Origin of the sequence: Vibrio sp. AIC-3 (assembly GCF_013114515.1) — a bacterium.
GTDB classification, from domain to species: Bacteria; Pseudomonadota; Gammaproteobacteria; order Enterobacterales; family Vibrionaceae; genus Vibrio; species Vibrio crassostreae_C.
Genome location: NZ_VTXG01000028.1, coordinates 1 through 21,299, shown reverse-complemented (window position 1 = coordinate 21,299; position 21,299 = coordinate 1). Strand labels below are relative to the sequence as shown.

Annotated in this window: 18 protein-coding genes; 13 read left to right on the top strand and 5 right to left on the bottom strand. The window is 44.6% G+C overall.

All coding sequences use genetic code 11. From position 1 onward, the window contains the following. Positions 1–217: 217 nt before the first annotated feature. From F0229_RS17190 to F0229_RS17145, 10 genes are all read left to right on the top strand, one after another. On the top strand, positions 218–937 hold the full coding sequence (locus tag F0229_RS17190) for a GntR family transcriptional regulator (RefSeq protein ID WP_171733348.1): 720 nt from the start codon (positions 218–220) through the stop codon (positions 935–937). Positions 938–1,037: 100 nt separating this feature from the next. Next, a complete protein-coding gene (prpB, locus tag F0229_RS17185; RefSeq protein ID WP_017071740.1) occupies positions 1,038–1,934 on the top strand; it encodes a methylisocitrate lyase in 897 nt (298 codons plus the stop codon). Positions 1,935–2,080: 146 nt separating this feature from the next. Next, positions 2,081–3,295, top strand: a complete 1,215-nt coding sequence (gene prpC, locus F0229_RS17180; RefSeq protein WP_102428961.1) for a 2-methylcitrate synthase — start codon at positions 2,081–2,083, stop codon at positions 3,293–3,295. A 101-nt stretch (positions 3,296–3,396) separates the two neighbouring features. Next, the gene (gene acnD / locus F0229_RS17175; protein ID WP_171733338.1) at positions 3,397–6,033 is read left to right on the top strand and encodes a Fe/S-dependent 2-methylisocitrate dehydratase AcnD; all 2,637 of its coding nucleotides are present in this window, start codon (positions 3,397–3,399) and stop codon (positions 6,031–6,033) included. A 9-nt stretch (positions 6,034–6,042) separates the two neighbouring features. Further along, a complete protein-coding gene (prpF, locus tag F0229_RS17170; protein ID WP_017062295.1) occupies positions 6,043–7,215 on the top strand; it encodes a 2-methylaconitate cis-trans isomerase PrpF in 1,173 nt (390 codons plus the stop codon). A gap of 118 nt (positions 7,216–7,333) precedes the next feature. Then, on the top strand, positions 7,334–9,238 hold the full coding sequence (locus F0229_RS17165; protein WP_136978047.1) for a propionyl-CoA synthetase: 1,905 nt from the start codon (positions 7,334–7,336) through the stop codon (positions 9,236–9,238). A gap of 146 nt (positions 9,239–9,384) precedes the next feature. Next, on the top strand, positions 9,385–9,831 hold the full coding sequence (locus tag F0229_RS17160; RefSeq protein WP_017066989.1) for a hypothetical protein: 447 nt from the start codon (positions 9,385–9,387) through the stop codon (positions 9,829–9,831). A gap of 238 nt (positions 9,832–10,069) precedes the next feature. Further along, positions 10,070–10,471 carry a glycine zipper domain-containing protein gene (locus F0229_RS17155; RefSeq protein WP_171733337.1) on the top strand — a complete coding sequence of 134 codons (402 nt, stop codon included), beginning with the start codon at positions 10,070–10,072 and terminating at the stop codon, positions 10,469–10,471. A 222-nt stretch (positions 10,472–10,693) separates the two neighbouring features. Next, positions 10,694–11,173, top strand: a complete 480-nt coding sequence (locus tag F0229_RS17150; RefSeq protein ID WP_171733336.1) for a GNAT family N-acetyltransferase — start codon at positions 10,694–10,696, stop codon at positions 11,171–11,173. Between the two features lie 86 nt (positions 11,174–11,259). Continuing rightward, positions 11,260–12,672: a phosphatase PAP2 family protein gene (locus F0229_RS17145; RefSeq protein ID WP_171733335.1), complete on the top strand. Its 1,413-nt coding sequence runs from the start codon at positions 11,260–11,262 to the stop codon at positions 12,670–12,672. Between the two features lie 100 nt (positions 12,673–12,772). Here F0229_RS17145 and F0229_RS17140 read toward each other — a convergent pair whose 3' ends face one another. Then, complete coding sequence (locus tag F0229_RS17140; RefSeq protein ID WP_171733334.1) at positions 12,773–13,582, bottom strand: Cof-type HAD-IIB family hydrolase; 810 nt, start codon at positions 13,580–13,582, stop codon at positions 12,773–12,775. A gap of 185 nt (positions 13,583–13,767) precedes the next feature. Between F0229_RS17140 and queE the strand changes: the two genes are divergently transcribed. Both queE and queC read left to right on the top strand, forming a co-directional pair. Next, positions 13,768–14,436 carry a 7-carboxy-7-deazaguanine synthase QueE gene (queE, locus tag F0229_RS17135; RefSeq protein WP_338417941.1) on the top strand — a complete coding sequence of 223 codons (669 nt, stop codon included), beginning with the start codon at positions 13,768–13,770 and terminating at the stop codon, positions 14,434–14,436. A gap of 60 nt (positions 14,437–14,496) precedes the next feature. Beyond that, the gene (queC, locus tag F0229_RS17130) at positions 14,497–15,192 is read left to right on the top strand and encodes a 7-cyano-7-deazaguanine synthase QueC (RefSeq protein WP_171733333.1); all 696 of its coding nucleotides are present in this window, start codon (positions 14,497–14,499) and stop codon (positions 15,190–15,192) included. A 7-nt stretch (positions 15,193–15,199) separates the two neighbouring features. Here queC and F0229_RS17125 read toward each other — a convergent pair whose 3' ends face one another. From F0229_RS17125 to F0229_RS17110, 4 genes are all read right to left on the bottom strand, one after another. Next, positions 15,200–17,179, bottom strand: coding sequence for a diguanylate cyclase (locus F0229_RS17125; protein ID WP_171733332.1), 1,980 nt, complete (start codon positions 17,177–17,179; stop codon positions 15,200–15,202). Positions 17,180–17,341: 162 nt separating this feature from the next. Then, on the bottom strand, positions 17,342–17,692 hold the full coding sequence (locus tag F0229_RS17120; RefSeq protein WP_017062305.1) for a DUF2750 domain-containing protein: 351 nt from the start codon (positions 17,690–17,692) through the stop codon (positions 17,342–17,344). A gap of 136 nt (positions 17,693–17,828) precedes the next feature. Then, a complete protein-coding gene (locus F0229_RS17115) occupies positions 17,829–18,446 on the bottom strand; it encodes an OmpA family protein (RefSeq protein ID WP_171733331.1) in 618 nt (205 codons plus the stop codon). Then, on the bottom strand, positions 18,446–19,711 hold the full coding sequence (locus F0229_RS17110) for a TolC family outer membrane protein (protein WP_146490002.1): 1,266 nt from the start codon (positions 19,709–19,711) through the stop codon (positions 18,446–18,448). The genes F0229_RS17115 and F0229_RS17110 overlap by 1 nt, the downstream gene beginning before the upstream one ends. Before the next feature lie 445 nt (positions 19,712–20,156). Here F0229_RS17110 and F0229_RS17105 point away from each other — a divergent pair. After that, the coding region (locus F0229_RS17105) for an Ig-like domain-containing protein (RefSeq protein ID WP_171733330.1) at positions 20,157–21,299 on the top strand (1,143 nt) is incomplete at its 3' end.

Below are 21,299 nucleotides of genomic sequence, written 5' to 3'. Positions count from 1 at the left end.
TTAGCGGCTCTTTCTTTGCTTAAATCGATAAATAACAAGTGGTTGAATTGTTTTTAGTGTCCTTTTAAGTAAGTTTTTATCGCCTATAGAAAGTACTACCTTAGTCTAAATTGTCGACAATTTGCTTGATTGTCGACAATTTAATCGTGTATTTTATGTTCATGTTATGGAATTGTTGACAATTAAGGTTCAGCAAATAGAAGTGAGCAGCGTGAATATGAATACTGCGATAAAAGATCTCAGCTTAAATGCAAACACGAAAACACGTGTTAGCGATAAAGAGAACACTAAATCAGAAAATCTCACTGAGTATCTCGTTGAGGCGATTGTTAGCGGTGAAATACTACCGGGCAGTAAGATTTCGGAACCTGAATTGGCTAAACGCTTCGAAGTAAGCCGAGGCCCATTACGTGAAGCGATAATGCGAGTTGAAGGGCTTGGCCTAATAGAACGCATTCCACATGTTGGCGCGCGAGTGATTACTTTTTCGGCAGAAAAACTGCTAGAGCTTTACGCGGTGCGAGAGGCTTTGGAAGGCATGGCTGCTCGACTCGCAGCGAGACATATCACACAAGAAGAGCTTGTCGGGCTTGAAGGGTTATTGTCGACACATTCAAAGCATATCGATGAAGTAGAAGGTTCTTCTTACTTTCATCAACATGGGGATTTTGATTTCCATTACCGCATTATCAAAGCGAGTCGCAACAGCAAACTCATTTCGTTGTTGTGTGACGAGCTTTATCACTTATTACGCATGTATCGCTATCAATCACCTAGGGCGCAGTCTCGTCCAAAAGAGGCGCTAGATGAACACAAATACATTCTACAAGCGATCCGTAACCGTGATGAAGAGCTAGCAGAAATGCTTATGCGAAGACACATATCGGGAAGTCGACTGCTTATAGAACAACAAATCCAATCCAAAGATCTTGATTAACTGGCGACTGGTATCTGTCAGCGGGTCAGAGCTGGCGATAACCAAAAGCCGTAAGTCTTAAAGGTTAGCTAGAAATAAACAATTAACAGGGAGCGTCATTATGAAGTTATCAGCAGGAGCTAAGTTCCGACAAGCTGTGCAAGACAACGACCCATTGCAGATCGTCGGCACGGTCAATCCGTACTGCGCGATGATGGCAAAGAACTTGGGGCATCAGGCGATCTATTTGTCTGGCGGAGGCATCGCCAATGCGTCTTATGGGTTGCCTGATTTAGGCATCACCACATTGAACGATGTGTTGGTAGATGTTGAACGTATTACCAACGCGTGTGATCTGCCATTGCTGGTGGATATCGATACGGGATTTGGTGGCGCATTCAATATTGTACGTACGATTCGCGCTATGGAGAAGGCAGGCGCAGCAGCAATCCACATGGAAGACCAAGTCGCTCAGAAACGCTGTGGTCATCGACCAAATAAAGCGATTGTAAGTCAGCAAGAGATGGTCGATAGAGTTAAGGCTGCAACTGATGCTAGAACCGACGAAAGCTTTGTGATTATGGCTCGTACGGATGCATTGGCGGTTGAAGGAATAGACAGTGCGATTGAACGAGCGATAGCTTGTGTTGAAGCGGGCGCAGACATGATCTTCCCTGAGGCGATGAATCAACTCGATCAATACGTGAAGTTCTCGGCAGCGCTGAAATCAGCAACGGGCAAGCACGTGCCTATTCTTGCGAACATCACTGAATTTGGCCAAACACCACTCTACAGCTGTAACGAGTTAGCCCAATCAAGTGTCGACATGGTGCTTTATCCATTGAGTGCGTTCCGTGCGATGAACAAAGCGGCGGAGAATGTTTACAAACACTTGTTAGTTGAAGGTAATCAAGAAGCTTTGTTGGATTCAATGCAAACCCGTAAAGAGCTTTACGAACACCTGAATTACCACGACTACGAAAACAAGCTTGATCAGTTGTTTTCAAGCGAAGGGTAAACCGGTTTCAATTAATCAAAAATTAACTTAATCCAATAACGTGAAATGGTTAGTCGCCATATCCAGTACCGATGATAAAGATCATCGGATACATAAACAGGCAGCACCAAAGAGTGCAGGCGACTAACACAGAAAAGGAGTTCACCATGTCTGTATCTTTGAGTGATAAAGCAGCTGTCGATAAGGCTTCAACAGAAAACCAACAACAAAGCGCAAAAACAGCAAGTACACCAGTAAGCGCACCTGCAATAGGTGGTGCTGGTCTACGTGGCCAAAGTGCGGGAACCACTGCGCTATGTACCGTAGGCCAGTCAGGAACGGGTTTAACCTACCGTGGCTATGACATAACCGACCTTGCTAATCATGCTCAGTTCGAAGAAGTGGCGCATCTGCTACTAAGAGGTCACTTACCCACTGAAAAAGAGCTCGATGACTACAAAGCCTTGTTAGTTGGTCTGCGCGGCTTGCCTCAACCTTTGAAAGCGGCCTTAGAACTGATCCCTGCAGACGCTCATCCAATGGATGTGATGAGAACTGGTTGTTCAATGCTAGGTAATCTAGAGCAAGAGACTGATTTTTCTGAGCAACTGCCCGCGACTGAACGAATGCTCGCGCTTTTCCCTGCCATTATTTGTTATTGGTACCGCTTTAGCCATGATGGCGTGCGAATTGATACTGAAGATCAAAGTGAAGCCTGTCTGGGTGGCTACTTCTTGAAAATGCTAACGGATAAAACACCTAGTGAACTTCATAAGAAGGTGATGCACTGCTCGCTAACCCTGTATGCGGAACATGAGTTTAATGCTTCGACTTTTGCCGCTCGTGTTTGTGCATCAACGTTGTCTGATATCCATTCGTGCGTCACCGCAGCGATTGGTACGTTGAGAGGTCCTTTACATGGCGGTGCGAATGAAGCGGCGATGGAAATGATCCAAGATTGGCAAACGGCTGATGAAGCAGAAACTAACATCATGCAGATGCTTGCTAACAAAGACAAAATCATGGGCTTCGGTCATGCCATTTATCGTGAGAGCGATCCACGAAACGCCTTAATCAAGCATTGGTCAAAAGAGCTAGCTCAAGAGGTGGGTGATAAACAGCTTTATGCCGTTTCAGAGCGTGTTGAAGCGGTTATGAAGCGCGAGAAAGGACTGTTCTGTAATGCTGACTTCTTCCATGCGTCGGCTTATCATTTCATGGACATCCCAACCAAACTGTTTACGCCAATCTTCGTGATGAGCCGCCTTACGGGTTGGACAGCACACGTGTTCGAACAAAGAGAAAACAATCGCATCATTCGTCCAAGTGCAGACTACACCGGGCCAGAGCATCAAGACTGGCTACCTATTCATCTACGTTAGCCCTCTATAACGAGCCGACTTATATCTTGAGGTGACTTCCGTCTTCATACGACAAGGCCTCAAGAAACAACGAATAGAATTTAACAGATAATGGTGGATGTATGTCTGATGTAAAACTTGAAAGAAACCAAGAGCTTGATGAAAACAAGTATCGAAAGGTTTTACCGGGAACGGGTTTAGAATATTTCGACGCTTGCGAAGCGGTAGAAGCAATCTCCCCGGGCGCTTATAAAACCTTGCCTTATACGTCGCGAGTGTTGGCAGAGCAATTAGTAAGACGCTGTGATCCTGAAACCCTTGAAGACAGCTTAAAGCAGATCATTGAACGCAAGAGTGACTTAGATTTTCCTTGGTATCCTGCGCGAGTGGTGTGTCATGACATTCTAGGTCAAACAGCCCTAGTAGATTTGGCTGGATTAAGAGACGCGATTGCCGACCAAGGCGGAGACCCTGCCAAGGTGAACCCAGTGGTCGAAACTCAACTGATTGTTGATCACTCTTTGGCAGTGGAACATGCCGGGTTTGATAACGAAGCATTTGATAAAAACCGCGCGATTGAAGAGCGCAGAAACGAAGACCGTTTTCATTTTATTGAATGGTGTAAAACCGCGTTTAAAAACGTGAGTGTGATCCCAGCGGGTAACGGGATCATGCACCAGATTAACTTGGAGAAAATGTCTCCAGTTATTCAATCTAAAGAAGGCATCGCGTTTCCTGATACTTGTGTTGGTACCGATAGCCATACACCGCACGTTGATGCTCTGGGCGTTATTGCGATTGGTGTGGGCGGCTTGGAAGCTGAAACTGTGATGCTCGGTCGTCCGTCTATGATGCGATTGCCTGATATTGTAGGCGTTAAACTGACGGGTCAACGACAAGAAGGGATAACCGCAACGGATATTGTGCTTGCGATTACAGAGTTTCTTCGCAATCAGAGAGTGGTTTCCAGTTATCTAGAGTTCTTTGGTGAAGGGGCTCGTGCACTGACCATTGGCGACCGCGCCACTATATCGAATATGACACCAGAATACGGCGCGACAGCAGGTATGTTCTATATCGATGAACAGACCATACAATACCTAAAGCTGACAGGACGCGAGCCTGAACAGGTTGAGTTAGTTGAGCTATACGCTAAGCAAACTGGCTTATGGGCCGATGATTTAGATTCCGCTCAATACGAACGTGTGCTTGAGTTTGATTTGTCTAAAGTTGAGCGCAACCTTGCAGGGCCATCCAATCCACATCGTCGTTTACCAACCAGCGAACTTGCCAAACAAGGCATCAGCCAAGCTTCTTGGAAAGAGCAACACGCTGAACAATATTCTGATGAACAAATGCCAGATGGTGCCGTGATCATTGCGGCGATTACTTCTTGTACCAATACCAGTAACCCAAGAAATGTCGTCGCCGCAGCATTGGTTGCGAAGAAGGCCAATCAGCTTGGATTAGTTCGTAAGCCATGGGTAAAAACGTCATTCGCGCCAGGCTCAAAAGTTGCCAAGCTTTATCTTGAGTCCGCCGGTTTGTTGCCTGAACTGGAAAAACTAGGCTTCGGTATCGTCGGTTATGCGTGCACAACCTGTAATGGAATGAGTGGTGCGTTGGATCCTCAAATTCAACAAGAGATCATCGACCGTGACCTATATTCAACCGCTGTGCTATCGGGGAATCGAAACTTCGATGGTCGAATTCACCCTTATGCCAAACAAGCGTTTTTAGCATCACCGCCATTGGTCGTCGCTTATGCCTTAGCTGGTACGATTCGCTTTGATATCGAAAAAGACAGCTTAGGTACAGACAGCAACGGAAAATCGATCTATTTAAGTGACTTGTGGCCGAGTGATGCAGAGATCGATGCAGTGGTCGGTGAACATGTTAAGCCTCAGCAATTCCAACAAATCTACGTGAAAATGTTCCAGCCAGACGAGGAACAGGTGACTACTGAACCGCTTTATGACTGGCGACCTCAAAGTACCTATATTCGCAGACCACCTTATTGGGAAGGAGCTCTGGCGGGAGAGCGAAGCCTATCTGGTATGAGACCTTTAGCGATTTTGGGTGACAACATCACCACAGATCACTTATCCCCTTCAAATGCGATTCTCGCTTCGAGCGCTGCGGGGGAATACCTCACCAAAATGGAAGTGCCGGAAGAGGACTTTAACTCTTACGCGACCCATCGAGGCGATCACTTAACCGCGCAACGAGCAACATTCGCCAACCCTAAGCTGTTTAACGAAATGGTGAAGGACGCTGGAGAAGTCGTGCAAGGTTCATTAGCAAGAGTTGAACCTGAAGGTCAAGTTACGCGAATGTGGGAAGCGATAGAAACCTACATGAATCGCAAGCAACCTTTGATTGTCGTTGCTGGCGCAGACTATGGGCAAGGCTCTTCACGGGACTGGGCAGCCAAAGGTGTGCGTTTAGCGGGTGTTGAAGTGATTGTTGCTGAAGGGTTTGAACGAATTCACAGAACCAACTTGGTTGGCATGGGCGTGTTGCCTCTGCAATTCAAAGCGGGGACCAATCGCAATACCTTAGAATTGGACGGTACCGAGCTTTACGACGTGTACGGCGACATTGAAGCAGGTTCAGACTTGGCTTTAGTGATCACTCGTAAAAGCGGTGAAAAGCTTGATGTGCCAGTAACCTGTCGATTAGATACCGCAGATGAAGTGAATGTGTATAGCGCTGGTGGTGTGTTGCAGCGTTTTGCCAAAGACTTTCTTTCACAGTAGGAGCTAGTTATGAACATCAAACAGATAAAAGTACCTGCTACCTACATGCGGGGCGGAACAAGCAAAGGCGTTTTTTTCAACTTAAGTGACTTACCTGAAGCTGCGCAAGTTGCCGGAGAAGCTCGAGACGCATTACTTCTGCGCGTGATTGGTAGTCCAGATCCTTATGGCAAACAAACCGATGGTATGGGTGGTGCAACATCCAGTACCAGTAAAACCGTGATTGTTTCGAAAAGTAGTAAAGCCGATCACGATGTTGACTACCTATTCGGCCAAGTTGCCATTGATAAGCCGTTTGTGGACTGGAGTGGTAACTGCGGCAATCTGTCTGCTGCAGTGGGCCCATTTGCTATTCATAGTGGCCTAGTCGACTCGAATCGTATTCCAGAAAACGGTGTGGTCGAGGTGCGAGTATGGCAAGTGAACATAGAGAAAACCATTATTGTTCATGTACCTATCGCTGGTGGCGAAGTTCAAGAGTTAGGTGATTTTGAACTCGACGGTGTGACTTTCCCCGCCGCTGAGATCCAAGTTGATTTTCTAGACCCCGCCGATGCGAGTGGCTCTATGTTCCCAACAGGGAATGTTGTCGATTTTTTAGATGTTCCCGATCTGGGTTGCATCAAAGCGACATACATTAATGCTGGGATACCCACCATTTTTGTTGATGCTGAATCGGTTGGTTACCAAGGCACTGAACTTCAATCAGATATCAATAGTGATACCAAAGCCTTGGCTCTGTTTGAATCCATACGAGCACATGGTGCAGTAGCGATGGGTCTTATTGATTCTTTAGAACAAGCAGAATCACGCCAACATACACCTAAAGTTGCGTTTGTTGCTAAGCCTCAAGCGTACCAAGCTTCCAGTGGAAAATCGGTTGCTGTCGAAGATACAGACCTTCTGGTGCGTGCTTTGTCTATGGGGCAACTGCATCATGCCATGATGGGTACGGCTGCGGTTGCTATTGCTTCAGCGGCAAGTGTTCCTGGCACCTTAGTGAACTTGGCAGCCGGTGAGGGAAGTCGTGATTTCGTGACCTTTGGACACCCGTCAGGAACCTTAAAGGTAGGTGCGAAAGCGCTGCAGGCCGAAAGTGGGTGGAAAATAGAGAGGGCGATTATGAGTCGTAGTGCCCGAGTGATCATGGAAGGTGCCATTCGTGTGCCTTTTCCCAAGTAAAGCGATTGTCGTGAACGGTTAAATGTTCACGAATACAACGCTGAGAAAAGAGTGCACCCAAGTGAAACTGTTAAAAGCTAGTCGCTTGGACTAATGGATAAATCATGGAGGAGGCACTATGTCTGCTACGAATCGAATGACTAGAAAAACAGATTACATCACCGAGTATCAATGGGCGAGGGAAGACCCAAATTCGTTTTGGGAAACACAATCACAAGCAATTGATTGGTTTGAGTCACCTAAAACGATATTACAAACTGACGATAACGGAATTGAGCGTTGGTTTCCTGATGGGGTGATGAACACCTGCTGGCTCGCGCTTGATTACCATTGTGAAAATGGGCGAGGTGACAATACCGCACTGATTTACGACTCTCCAGTTACAGGAACTCAATCCTCGTACACTTACAATCAATTGCGTAACCAAGTGGCTAAAGTCGCTGGTATGTTAGCCACGCAAGGCGTTACCAAAGGTGATCGTGTGGTGATCTACATGCCAATGATTCCTGAAGCGGCGATGGCAATGTTGGCCTGTGCACGACTAGGTGCGGTGCATTCGGTGGTGTTTGGTGGTTTTGCCCCTCATGAGCTTGCCGTTCGAATTGAAGATGCCGAGCCCAAGGTGTTGATTACTGCATCCTGCGGTGTCGAGATAAATAAAGTCCTGCCATATAAGCCGATGGTCGATCGCGCGATCATGGACAGCCGATGGAAGCCTGAGAAAGTGGTGGTATTCCAAAGAGAGCAGTCTCTAGCCGAATTGAACAACGAACGTGATGTACTTTGGCAGCAAGCTGTTGAGGATGCTTTGCCTCACGTATGTGTGCCTGTTCTAGCGACTGACCCACTATATATCTTGTATACATCAGGGACGACGGGTAAGCCAAAAGGCGTGGTGCGCGATAATGGTGGTCATGCGGTCGCGATGAAATACTCGATGAGCACTATCTACGATATGCCGCAAGATGGTGTGTTTTGGGCGGCTTCTGATGTCGGCTGGGTAGTGGGGCATTCCTATATTGTGTATGCGCCATTGATTCATGGTTGCACAACCATCTTGTTTGAAGGAAAGCCAGTTAGAACGCCAGACCCGGGGGCATTCTGGCGTGTGTGTGAAGAGTACAACGTCGATGTGTTATTTTCTGCGCCAACGGCATTTAGAGCTATCAAGAAAGAAGATCCTGAAGGCGAGTTACTCACCAAGTATGACTTATCATCGCTCAAGTCGATTTTTATGGCGGGAGAGCGTTTGGACCCGCCAACATTGGATTGGGTTGAGTCTCATACCAATAAACCGGTTATTGACCACTGGTGGCAAACCGAAACGGGTTGGGCTATTTCTGCCAATCCGACAGGGCTGGAATCTTTGCCAGTGAAAGCAGGTTCTTCAACTAAGCCTGTGCCCGGTTACCAAGTCGAGATTCTTAATGAATTGGGTGAAACGGCACAGCCTAATCAGCAAGGCTTTGTTGCACTCAAACGTCCACTACCACCCGGTTGTCTGCCAACGGTTTGGCGTAATCATGATCGATTTGAATCTGGCTATCTGAGCCAATTCCCAGGCTATTATGTTTCTGGGGATGGTGGCTATCTTGATGAAGATGGGTATCTATTTATTATGGGTCGTATCGACGATGTGATAAACGTAGCGGGACACCGTCTGTCGACCGGAGAAATGGAAGAGATCGTGGGTGGTCACCCAGCCATTGCAGAATGTGCGGTAGTCGGGATTCACGATGACTTGAAAGGACAACTTCCTTTAGGTCTAGTTGTGTTAAAAGATGGCGTAAAAGTCGATGGCATTGAGTTGCAAAGGGAATTGGTTGGCAAGGTTCGTAATGAGATCGGCGCGGTAGCTTGTTTTAAGCAAGCCTTGGTTGTTGAGAGGTTACCTAAGACACGCTCAGGTAAGATCTTACGTAGAACGATCCGGCAGATCGCAGAAGGTGAACAATATGTGGTGCCTTCAACTATTGACGACCCTACCAGCTTAACTGAAATTGCTGAAAAGCTCGGCAAATAGAAGTCGCAGTTTAGGTAATCTCCCTTCGGCTTGTTGATTTATACATAAGCCAGCGTGATGGTTTACCTAAACGCCAGTTTATTCATCCGCTTATCCATTGCGTTTACTATGACCTCATTATGATTCCCACATATTGAGGTCTTTTTATACGAGCTTACTTTTTGTTGATTGCTTTACTGGTTAGTGGTGCTGCTAGTGCCAGTATTTCAAAGGATGAAGCGAGTAGAGCGTTGTTAGAACCTTTGAGTCACCCCAAGGTATTTAAGTGTGTGTCCAAGACAGGCGTCGATCTCTATCAAGCGGTTTTTGATATTGGCGTGGGATATGAAGCCGACCCTATTAACTCGAAGATGATCGTTAATTCAAGGAAAGGCCGCTACGAATATCAAATCCTAGGCGCAGTAAGGTCTGAAAGAGCCGGTGAGATTGTCGTGCTAACTCGCCATGTGGGAGATGGTGTTAAAGTTGCTGCTGTGATTGATGACGCAAATGGCAAGATACTGGGGATCGGCGATAAAAATCATTATCGAGATTGCGGTGTTAGACCACCACCTAGCGCAGTAAACATGCAAAAATTTTGGTCTAAAGGCTAAGAGAGATATGTGAAAGACAAGAATTATTGAGAAAGCTAGATTGAGGCGACCTTATTGGTCGCCTTTTTTGTTGGTGAGGATAAAGCGAGCTCAAAGCTATATATCATTAATCAGTTATGCGATGGCTGAATAATACATAGCTGAACATGATGTATCGTCTAAACGTGGCTTTATTTATCTCATTAACGGTTCTGCTTAAGATGGCTCTACTCCAAACGAAGAACTAAGCGAGACTCCTATGAAATTCACTAAACCTTTTCTTTTAGCAACACTGATTGTGACTCTTTCTGGTTGCGCATCACCAGCAATGGATAACGAAAATGAGAATGCCGCACGTAATCGTGGTGCTGTAGGTGGTGCTTTATTAGGAGCGACAGCAGGCGCTCTAACTGGAGATGCGAGTTTAGCGGTGAAGGGCGCTGCATTAGGTGGTGTTACTGGTGGCGTTGCGGGTTCAATGAAAGATACGGACGATGCAAGAAACGCACAACGAACCCAAGTTACTGCTGATGGTCTAGCGCAAGACAATCGCACCGATGCAGAAAAGCGAGTTGCTGAAGTAGAGGCGGAAATTAAGCTTATTGAACTAGAACAACAGCTTGCTGATCTCAAAGAAGAGAAAGAAGATAACTGTGCATAAAGCTGAAGCTACAGCAAAAGCCACAGCCACAGCAAAAACCCATAGCTTCGATATTCGTTTAATTCAAAATCATTCAAACAGAATGGCCACGTAATGTGGCCGTTTTTGTATCTAAAATACACACTTCAAACAATGAATTAATTCAATAACTTGTATAGATACTCACGCCAAGTAAACTAGACTCAGTTTAGATATTAATTTGGTTTGAGAAGCGCAATAGTCATGAATGTCACCTTAAGGGCCGCAAAGCACGCGGATTTAGAACAACTTAACGAGTTAATGTTCGATCTCCACCATCACCACCACCTTGCTAGCCCAGAGCACTTTAAAACGGCAGAAGAGATTGAGCAGGAAAAAAGCATTGCACGATACTTGGATGACCCTGAATGTTTGGTTTATGTGGCATTAAAAGGAGAGCTCATTGTTGGCTTTATCTCTGGGCATTTTTGTGAGCTTATCTCAACGGTCAGCAAACCAGTGCCGATGGGAAGTGTCGATGAACTGTTTGTCTTGCCTGATTATCGAAAAGAATCGATTGCTGAAAAGTTGTTTAACAAAGTTGAAAGTACTTTTGATGATTATGGGGTTGAACAAGTCTTTGTAGAAGTTTGGGACTTTAACTCGCGTGCCAAGGACTTCTATCAAAAAATGGGGTTCACACCTCACATTCAATGGATGAGGAAGGCTTTGCACAAAACGTAGACAGCGATTTTGTGTGGCTTTGATTACAATAGTTCAACTGCAACAGCAGTCTTCAATATTCTTCTATTATTTTTTAGGTAAACTCGTTGGTTATTCGATATTTATTAGTTTTCATACTGTCTCTTTTGAGTACTACTTCCGCTTGGGCAAACGACACTTTGCCCGATCATATCGCGGGCGCCTTGTGTGTAGTACGTGCTGATAACCAAATCGTGTTGGTTGATGAGTTGATCACCGGTCAATTGTCTCTACCGGGAGGCACTGTTGTTTCAGGTGAGCCGCCAGCCGTCGCGGCGCAACGTGAAACGTGGGAAGAGGCTGGTTTGTCGGTAACGGTCGGTGATGTGCTGGGTTATACCGACAGTGCCGTCGTGTTTGATTGTATTTCTGACTCTGAAGTGATCAGTTACAAGGCTCGAAATGAGTTAGGTGGCTTTGAGCTGCCGATTTGGTTTGCTCCTCATTATGGCGTGGAAGTCAGCCGAGCGATGTTACTTCCTCCTACTGAATTGCAAGATCACCAATACCGCTACCCAGAACAGTGGTCTGAGATTAACGAGCTGTTTTTATCTGCGACAGATCAACCGGTGACGTATGTGACTGAGCTGGTGGGCGCGGCACCCAAAGTCCATCAAGTTGAATTAAATTGGATTGTGTCACTTCAAAACACGTTCGATAAGATGCCAAGCGTATTTGCGAATACTGTGCTTTTGACTGACTTGTTGGCCAAGCCATGGGTCTTCATTGTGATATTGCCGTTAATTGCTTGGTACTTTGGCCGTAACTTCGCGTTGAAGTTTGGCTTCACTTTGATCTCGGTGACACTACTTACTTTAATCGCGCACCAAGGTTTTGGTTTTCCACGTCCACACACTTACATGCCAACATTGAAACTGGTGGTGAGCAGTGGGTATAGTTTTCCAAGTCTGTTGGCTGCCTTGTGGGTCAGTTTAACCTTGTTAGTCTTTTGGAAACTAAAGCGCCTCTTGGAGCAAAAAGCCATTCTGGTAGTGCTCGCTGGCCTGCTGTGGATCATGCTATTTAAGTCTTATTCAGGTAGTGCGTTTTTTAGTGATGTATTAATGGGTGGCGTATTAGGCGCTTTAACGACGTGGCATATCGTGAGATTAGACGCGAAACCGGATGTTGATATTAGCGCCTTATTGAGTTCTAAAGGTGTTTGGTGGGCATTGTGCTTACTGTCGATTGTTCTGACGGTGATATGGCCACTGCCAACATTCTCATTCTGGGTGGCGATTTTGATGACGATTGCATGCCTAGTGACGTTAACAGACTCGAAACCTTTGGTTGGTCAGTTCTCATTCAAGATCGTTCTTGGAGTGATGGCGATGTTGTTAGCGGGAAATCTGCTGATTAGCTGGGCTGGAAGCTTTGTCTCTTTCAGCGGTATTGCTTCATTTATTGTTGAAACGTTACGTTTCCCAATCTTGATTCTGTTTGGTGTGGTGGCATTTCGTCTGCCATGGAAAAGAGAGTAAGCGACTCGACTAACACAAAATCAAAAAGGCTGTGCAGTGCACAGCCTTTGTCATTTCTGAAACAAGCAAAAAGTAATTCTTATTAGAACCTGTTGAGCGTTTATGAGTTGAAGATAAACTTCTCAATCGCGACCGCTACACCATGGTCGTCGTTGCTAGCTGTGATGTGATCCGCCAGTTTCTTGGTTTCTTCCATTGCGTTTTCCATTGCAATGCCAAGGCCTGCGTATTCAAGCATATGGTGATCGTTTTCAGCATCACCCATGCAGATGACTTCTTCCGCTTTAATGCCTAAGTGTTTCGCTATCGCTTCAATACCGACACCCTTGTTTGATTTCGGGTTTAGGAACTCTAAGAAGAATGGTGCACTTTGTACGATAGTAAACTGAGTCTTAAGCTCTTGTGGCAACTTACCGATGATTTCAGTCAGCTTGCTTGGTTCAGCGACAATCATAGTTTTGATGATTTCGTGGTCATCTTCTAGTTGAGAAAAGTCGAACTCGGTTATATCTAAGCAATTAATACGCGCTTCAATACCAGTGTACTCATTGTTCTCAGGTGTGATTAAGCCGTGGATCTTGCTGAAAGCATGGACATAACCACCAAGCTGTTCAGCGAGGGCAGCAATCTCTTTTGCGGCTTTACCGTTGCTGATCTCACTGTGAATGATCTCTTTTGTCGATACGTTCTGAACCATAGAGCCGTTGTAGAAGAGTACAAAGTCATCTTCGCCGTCAATCGAAAGCTCATCTAATTTGCTTTGCATGCCTTCTAAGGGGCGACCAGAAGCGAGAACTACTTTCACACCTGCAGCTCGTGCTTTGGCGATTGCGTCTTTGTTCTCTTGAGAAATTACTTTATCACTGTTGAGCAGTGTGCCATCCATATCAAGAGCAATCAGTTTGTACATGTTGTTCCTTACTAAAAAATTAAAAGCTAACGAAATCTAATGGGCGAAAGGATAAGGGAACTTGAAAGTTCAGGCTAGGGCTTTGATCAACTCATTTATCAGTACTCATTTGTTTGACCAAAAGGGGCAAGTGCTTTAAGGTCTGCGGTTGATTAATTTCATCAAATGATTGAGCTGAGGGTAAGTTGTACAAGATTAATGAAATGTTTGAAACCATCCAGGGCGAGGGCGTATTTACCGGCGTTCCTGCTGTTTTTGTTCGACTGCAAATTTGCCCTGTAGGCTGTTCTTGGTGTGATACCAAACAGACTTGGGAAGCGTTGCCGGAAGATGAAACGAGCCTTGGCGATATTATGGTTAAGACAGAGGATTCACCGACTTGGTCTGCAATTGATGCGCAAGGAATCGTGAATGAATATATCAAGCAAGGTTACACCGCGAAGCACATTGTGATTACCGGTGGGGAGCCGTGCATCTATGATCTTGTCCCTCTTACTGAAGCATTTGAGCAGCTCGGTTGTCGCTGTCAGATTGAGACCAGCGGAACATCAGAAGTAAAAGCCACACCGGACACTTGGGTTACGGTGTCACCAAAAGTCGCAATGAAAGCCAAGTTGGATATTCTTGATAGCGCACTGGTTCGTGCGAATGAAATCAAGCACCCTGTTGGTACCGGTAAAGATATTGAGCAACTAGATGCTCTTATTGCTAGAGCCGATGTTCCTGAAAATACAGTCATTGCACTTCAACCTATTAGCCAAAAAGAACGTGCAACGCAACTGTGTATTGATACCTGTATTGAACGTAACTGGCGTTTATCTATTCAAACTCACAAATATTTGAGCATCGCATAGGTTGCATTTGTTTACTGGCCTAGATAAGTCGCTAGTAGAAGATTCTCGTAAGGATTTAAGATGAAAAAAGCAGTCGTAGTATTCAGTGGTGGTCAAGACTCAACAACGTGTCTTGTTCAAGCTTTAAAAGAGTATGATGAAGTTCATGCGATTACGTTTGACTATGGTCAGAGGCATAGACTAGAGATTGAAGTGGCTGAGTCGTTGTCAAAAGATCTTGGTGTGAAAGCGCACAAAGTGATGGATGTGACGCTGTTAAACGAGCTAGCGATCAGCTCTCTAACTCGTGATGACATCCCTGTATCACATGAGCTACAAGAGAATGGATTGCCAAACTCGTTCGTTCCTGGTCGTAATATTCTTTTCTTAACACTGGCCGGTATTTACGCGTACCAAATCGGTGCTGAAACTGTGATTACTGGTGTGTGTGAAACAGATTTCTCTGGTTATCCTGATTGTCGCAATGATTTTGTAAAAGCGATGAATTCTGCGCTTGTACAGGGCATGGACAAGAAGCTTGATATTAAAACACCACTGATGTGGCTGAACAAAGCTGAAACATGGGCGTTGGCCGACCAGTACTCAGCACTTGAGCTTGTTCGCAATAAAACACTGACTTGTTACAATGGCATCATCGGTGATGGTTGTGGCGATTGCCCAGCGTGTGAACTGCGTAAAGTTGGCCTTAACGATTACTTAGGTGATCGTGAAGGTATTATGGCTGAGTTGGTTCGCAAACAGACTGAGAATAAATAACCTCAGGTCAATCAATTGGTTCGTTGTAAGCATCAATGATGCAGTTTCGGCCGTTGCTCTTTGCTTGATACAGTGCTTGGTCAAGCACAGAGTACAAGTCATCAAAGTCACTTAATGCGTTTGAGGTTGCTAGATAAGCAAAACTCGCGGTTACATTAAGTGGCTTTTTGCTTTCTGTTAAGAAGACGGTGCTTGATATGGCGTAATGTAGCTCTTCGACGCGCTCTCGCACGTCTACAGGCTTGGTATTGGTTAGCATGATGAGAAATTCTTCGCCTCCTAAGCGACCCAATAATTCGTCATTCATTAAGTGTTTTCGTATTTGCTGACTAATATGGACCAGTGCCCGATCACCGGTAGGGTGTCCATGTTCATCATTGATCTTCTTGAATCTATCCAGATCGAGCAGAACGAGGACATGTTGCTTGTCCGTTTCTTTACAGCGTCTGACTTTTTTGATTCTTCGTATGATCTCGGTCCGGCCATACGCTTTCGTCATAGCATCGATGGAAGCTTTTGCGCGAATCGTTTTGTTTGCTAATACCGTAAAGCTTGCGGCGCACAGCAACAGAATAACAATGACGTTGTACAACCATCTTTGATGTTCCATTTTTTCAATTTGAACGCGGTCGAGCTTTGTCTGATTTATCAGGAAAGAATTTTCCAATTCTTGCTCATATTTAGCGTGGGTCAGGTCTAGTGCTTCAAAAGCTAACCTGTTATCGATATCGCGTGTTTCAATTTGTATAGATGAGTATCGCTGGTAGAAATAGAAAGCTTGTTGGTAATCGCTGAGCGCTTGATGAAGATCGGAAAGCTGCAAGAGTGACTGAGCGATGTACTTGTGTCTTGTGACTTGCTCGGATACTTTTAAAGCTTGCTGAGCATAATTGAGCGCCTCTGTTGTCAGCTTTTGATCTTCGAACATATCGCTGATCGCCAAGTAAGCGTTAATACGAATGACGTTGTTACTTAATTCATTCGAAGCCGACAGAGCGTTGACTAAGTAACCTCTCGCCAAATCATAGTCTTTAATTTGAGTGTAGGCTTTTCCTAAGCCAAGACTTATTAGTGCGATACCGTAGCTATGAGATGATGCAGTTAACAGTGTTTTTGCTTGCTGAAAGTGGTTAATTGCTAGGTCACTTTGCTTTTGGTTGAGGTAGAGATCCGCAAGGCTGTGATGTACTTGTGCTTTCATTAAATCAGAAGCATCAGCTCTGAGTATGAGTGCTTCTTTTAGGTACTCTGTCGACTTCTCATATTGCTTTAATTCCTTGAGCAAGTTTCCTACATCGTTATAGATCCCCGAAATATCGTGTCCTTGTGGGAATACGTTTATCAGCGATAGGTAGGTATCTAGAGCAGATTGATAGTCACTGCGGAAATGGTGATTGTTTGCGATGACTCGATAAGTCGCAAACTTTGGTAATACAGGGTCAGCGATGTTGTGTAAGTCCGACTTAAGTGCAGAGCAATAATAGTTCGCTTGATGGTATTTAGCTTGCTCATTAAGCGAACGGCACATCTGGTATTTTAATAGAGCTTTTCCAGTTAAATCACTGTGTGATTGCATTTTTGCCAATAGTGTAAGAAAGCCTTGTTGTGCTTCCTCATATTGGCCTTGGCCATCTTTAATCAGAGCAGAAATAAACGCTGTTTCTATCGCTTGGTAGTAGCTGTCGTTTGAAGCGATTCCGTAGAACGGCTGATCTCGGTGGCTCATGTATTGATACAGAAGAGACGCAAGGTAAAGCTTATCTCCGTAAACCGTTGACCCGATGTAGCGTGTTTGCAGCATGTTTAATGCGCGTTCAGGAGAGTGATTTAAAGTAGAGAGATAAAGTGCGTTCCAATCAGCATTTGGAGTAGGGCTTAAATTGGAGGTATAGACTGGTGAATTGTTGTCACGATCTGATGTTGATACTTGGCTATAAGAACAAAAGCTAATGAATAGTAGAAAGGTAACAAAAACGAAGTGATTCACAAGAGACGATCAATCAGATAAAGAACGATATTCTATTATTAGTTTGATGTTGCTTCAAATTTTGAATGGTGCGGCTACGAGGTTATGCGAGGTAGGTCTCTAATTTATTGATACTAATCAGAGGTATATCGGTCGCACGATTCGCGCGACCGATATCGGAAATTAGATGTATAATTTCGCTAGGTCAGAAGGCTCAAGTTCTTTGCCTTCTAATGTTGCATTCCAGTTAGTACCAACAAGAACGCCGTCTTCAGCAAGAGTCAGTAACCAATCTTCTACAAAGATATCTAGTGGAATTTCTAATACTTCGAAGTCAGCCCACTCTTCAACATTGTGAGTCTGAGCATCTTCTTTTGAAGACCAGAAAGGCATCACTTCGCTATTTTCGAATTCACTTGAGTCACATGCTAGCCAACCTTCTTCGTTGCGAAGGCCCCATACCAATTTAGTTTCCTGTGTTTCAGAAACGAAAAGTTCTAGATTTGCTTGAGTATCAGCTGTTAGTTTGCTCATGGATTAATTCTCTATGTTGATAACGTGGCAAGATTAACATTATAGACGGCTTAGGTATATGCTATTCAAGGAATTATCACCATACCGAAATGTTAACTTAAAATAACGCTTCAGTATGGCAAAAGCAGGGTAGAGCCTACTTTTTAATTTTGGTGAAGATGTGCCATTCTTCTTTGATATTCCCCTTAAAGCCAACAACGGAAGCGACAACTTTTCGATGTAGTGCGTGATTGATTTCTGTGTCATCACTGCTGAATTCAGAGTCTCCATGACCTACGATATTAACTCTAGATGGCTGAATACCATTGCTTATCAGTGCACGCCTTACATGTAACGCGCGCTCTTTTGAGAGCTTTAAATTGTGTTCGGAATTGCCTACTTTGCTGGCATAACCTTGCAATTCAATGCTTGTACTCTCGTAGCGCTTCAAAAACGCAGCCATCTGGCGTATTTGGCTAAGGAAAACAGGGTTAATCTCCGTAGAGTTGTTAGCAAAGAGTATGTGGAGCTCTTTCTTTTCTGAAGATTCGAAATATGAACCACAACCGTCGTTATCTATCTCAGCACCAATTTGCGTATCAGGACACAGATCTCTAGCATTGATTACTCCATCATTATCATCATCTTCGAGATCATAAATTTGTGTGATCTCAGGAAGAGCTCGATATTCAAATTCTTCATCGCTTGTTTTAGCTAAAACATTGGCAGAGACAACCATGATACAAAGCGGAAATACAGTCTTTATCAGCTTCATTAGTATTCTACCTTTTCATTCCATTCTTGAGGGGTTTCAACGCGTAGTCCGGTCAACAGGTTTCCTGTTGCGTTCATCACTCTGTATTTTGCGTATTGTTCGTCGTACTTGGCATCCAAATACCCTTTACGGGCTTCAAATAGTTCATTCTCGGTATTAAGTAAATCGAGAAGGGTACGTTTGCCGATACGGTACTGTTTCTCATACGAGATCACGGTGTCTGATGCTGAATCTACATGGTCTGATAAGAATTCTTTTTGTTGGACGGTCAGATCGAGAGCGCTCCACGAAAGACGCAGACTTTCCTCTACATTACGATAGGTGCTCTCACGTAGGTCTTTTGCTTTATTGAGTTGATAAGCGGCACTTTCAGCACGATCTTGATCCGCTCCGCCGTTGTAAAGGTTATACCTTAAACGAACCATGGCAGAAAACTCATCACTACTTCCTTCGGTACCGCCGGCATCATCACGCCAGGTTTGTGCTGCTTCAAAAGAAACCGTCGGGTAGTTAGTACTCTTGGATTGCTTGTATTGAAACTTGGCTGAGTCCACATCGGCTTGTGCAATCTTGATTACTGGGTGTTGGTTAAAGGCTTTTGCCAATGCGCCATCAACGGTATAAGGGATAGCCCCCGCATCTGCTCGAGGGAAGGTTAGCCCTAGCGGAGATTGACCGACAAGCCTTTTGAACTGAGTGTGAGTGTCAAAAAGGTTGTTTTGCGCTGCAAGCAAATTACCGTGTGCTTTAGCGATACGTGCCTCTACCTGTGACATATCTGCCGTTGATCCAATGCCTGATTCAACACGTTTGCGGATATCACTGTATATTTTTTTGTGTGTCGCGAGGTTGTTTTCAGAGAGTGACAGTACTTCATAGGCTTTCACTGCATCAAGATAGACCTTAGTGACTTCTAAAGCGATGTCCTGTGCATTTGATAGCAGTTGATAACGTACAGATTCTGCATCAGCTGCGGTACGATCGATATCATTTGAGGTATTGGAACCATCCCAGATAAGTTGAGTAAGGGTAATAGTCGCTTCTTTTCGAGTTAGATCTGTTGTGCTTGAGTTAGTCGCTAGGTCGGTGTGTTCATAACCGATCCCTCCATCCAGGTCTATACTCGGACGGTAAGCACCACCAGAAGCATCATTAATATATCGCTTACTGACATATTCATTATAAGCACTTTTGATTTCAGGGTTACTTTCTAAAGTAAACGCAACGGCTTGCTCTAGGGTTTGTGCTGTCGCCGGTAAGCTAATACTTATTGCTAACCCTAATGTTGTTATTTGAAGCCTGTTCAATGTAAATCTCCCTAAAATTGGCGTACACCTAAGTCTTGAATTCATGCCGTTATATACAAAATTTAGATGAAGCGCCAAAAAAACCACGATCGCTAAGCTGGCGTTCGTAAATGGTTGTAAAAATGTTAACCGATTGGCGTGCGTTTTATGGTGTTCTTGTACACGTTAATCTCAAGTTTTATTGCTGATTATTTTCCGTAAACACAATAACTTATATTGCCATTGTGAGCACTAAGATTGTTGTGTGATGTGATCACTGTCATTAGCTTGTCACTCTAGTTGTTAAATACTCGATTCATAACTAGGAATTATATGACTTTAGGTGTTATATTTTAACTAATATTATAAACATAATGTCACTATTTTGACGTTAATGACAAAAAAAGCTTTTTTAGGGGTTTATATGGACATGACAACATTGAATTTGGGTGGTGCATTAGCACTTGGCCAGCGCATTGTTATCTCGGTAGATGGTACGATTAAAGTCTTAGAAGAAGGACAACCACTACAAGCAGGGGATGTTATTCTTGAATCCCAGAATGGAACCAATGAACCTCAGGTATCTACAAAACGCTTCTCATCCGAGGAAGGCGAAATTGAACTCGATCAAGATATTGCGAATATCTTTGCTGCATTGGAAGAAGGTCAAGATCCGACTGAGCTAGGTGAGGAGTTTGCAACGGCAGCTGGTCAAAACGGTTCAAGTTTGGCTGCTAGCGGGACTATTGAACGTGATGGTGAAGAAACCATTCCTGCTACAGAGTTCGTTACTACAGGTTTTGAATCATTAGGCTTATCTCAAACCCAAAGTTTAAGCTTACTTGATGCTTACCGTTCGCTCATTGAACCTACCGTAGCTCAAACAAACACTAACCCGCTGTTTGTTGATTCAAATAATGACGCTATTGGTGACACAGTATCATTTACGACAGATGAAGATACGCCAGCAAGTGGCACTTTGTCGGCTTCAGATGAAGATGGTGATTCTCTGTCATTCAGTAAATCGACAGAACCTTCAAACGGTACTGTCGTTATCGATGAAAATGGTGATTGGACTTATACCCCCAACGAAAACTACAACGGCAACGATAGCTTTACGGTAGAAGTCTCTGACGGCCAAGGCGGCACAGATACAATAACCGTTAATATCGGTGTTACTCCAATTAATGACCTACCTGTCGGTGAAGATGTTTCTGTAACTACAGATGAAGATACCCCAGTAAGCGGAACATTAAACGCGACAGATGCAGACGGCGACTCGCTAACATTCACAAAAGGGACAGAACCGTCAAATGGCTCTGTAGTTGTCGATGAAAATGGTAATTGGACATACACGCCGGACGAAAATTACAACGGCAGCGATAGCTTTACTGTTGTGGTTGATGACGGGCAGGGTGGAACGGATACTATTACTGTTGATGTAGATATCAATACGGTGAATGACGCGCCGGAAATCGACGATGCGACCGTGAATAACGTGTCAGAGAGCATCGCGAACGGCACCGAAGTGTACGACGTACAGGAAGCGAGCACAGGCAACGATACC

What these genes read in the sequence shown, in the direction of transcription:
- F0229_RS17155 (WP_171733337.1), top strand. Translation starts at nt 10,070, where the DNA reads ATGAAATTCACTAAACCTTTTCTTTTAGCAACACTGATTGTGACTCTT.
- F0229_RS17165 (WP_136978047.1), top strand. Translation starts at nt 7,334, where the DNA reads ATGTCTGCTACGAATCGAATGACTAGAAAAACAGATTACATCACCGAG.
- F0229_RS17115 (WP_171733331.1), bottom strand. Translation starts at nt 18,446, where the DNA reads ATGAAGCTGATAAAGACTGTATTTCCGCTTTGTATCATGGTTGTCTCT.
- F0229_RS17120 (WP_017062305.1), bottom strand. Translation starts at nt 17,692, where the DNA reads ATGAGCAAACTAACAGCTGATACTCAAGCAAATCTAGAACTTTTCGTT.
- F0229_RS17140 (WP_171733334.1), bottom strand. Translation starts at nt 13,582, where the DNA reads ATGTACAAACTGATTGCTCTTGATATGGATGGCACACTGCTCAACAGT.
- F0229_RS17150 (WP_171733336.1), top strand. Translation starts at nt 10,694, where the DNA reads ATGAATGTCACCTTAAGGGCCGCAAAGCACGCGGATTTAGAACAACTT.
- prpB (WP_017071740.1), top strand. Translation starts at nt 1,038, where the DNA reads ATGAAGTTATCAGCAGGAGCTAAGTTCCGACAAGCTGTGCAAGACAAC.
- prpF (WP_017062295.1), top strand. Translation starts at nt 6,043, where the DNA reads ATGAACATCAAACAGATAAAAGTACCTGCTACCTACATGCGGGGCGGA.
- prpC (WP_102428961.1), top strand. Translation starts at nt 2,081, where the DNA reads ATGTCTGTATCTTTGAGTGATAAAGCAGCTGTCGATAAGGCTTCAACA.
- queC (WP_171733333.1), top strand. Translation starts at nt 14,497, where the DNA reads ATGAAAAAAGCAGTCGTAGTATTCAGTGGTGGTCAAGACTCAACAACG.
- F0229_RS17190 (WP_171733348.1), top strand. Translation starts at nt 218, where the DNA reads ATGAATACTGCGATAAAAGATCTCAGCTTAAATGCAAACACGAAAACA.
- acnD (WP_171733338.1), top strand. Translation starts at nt 3,397, where the DNA reads ATGTCTGATGTAAAACTTGAAAGAAACCAAGAGCTTGATGAAAACAAG.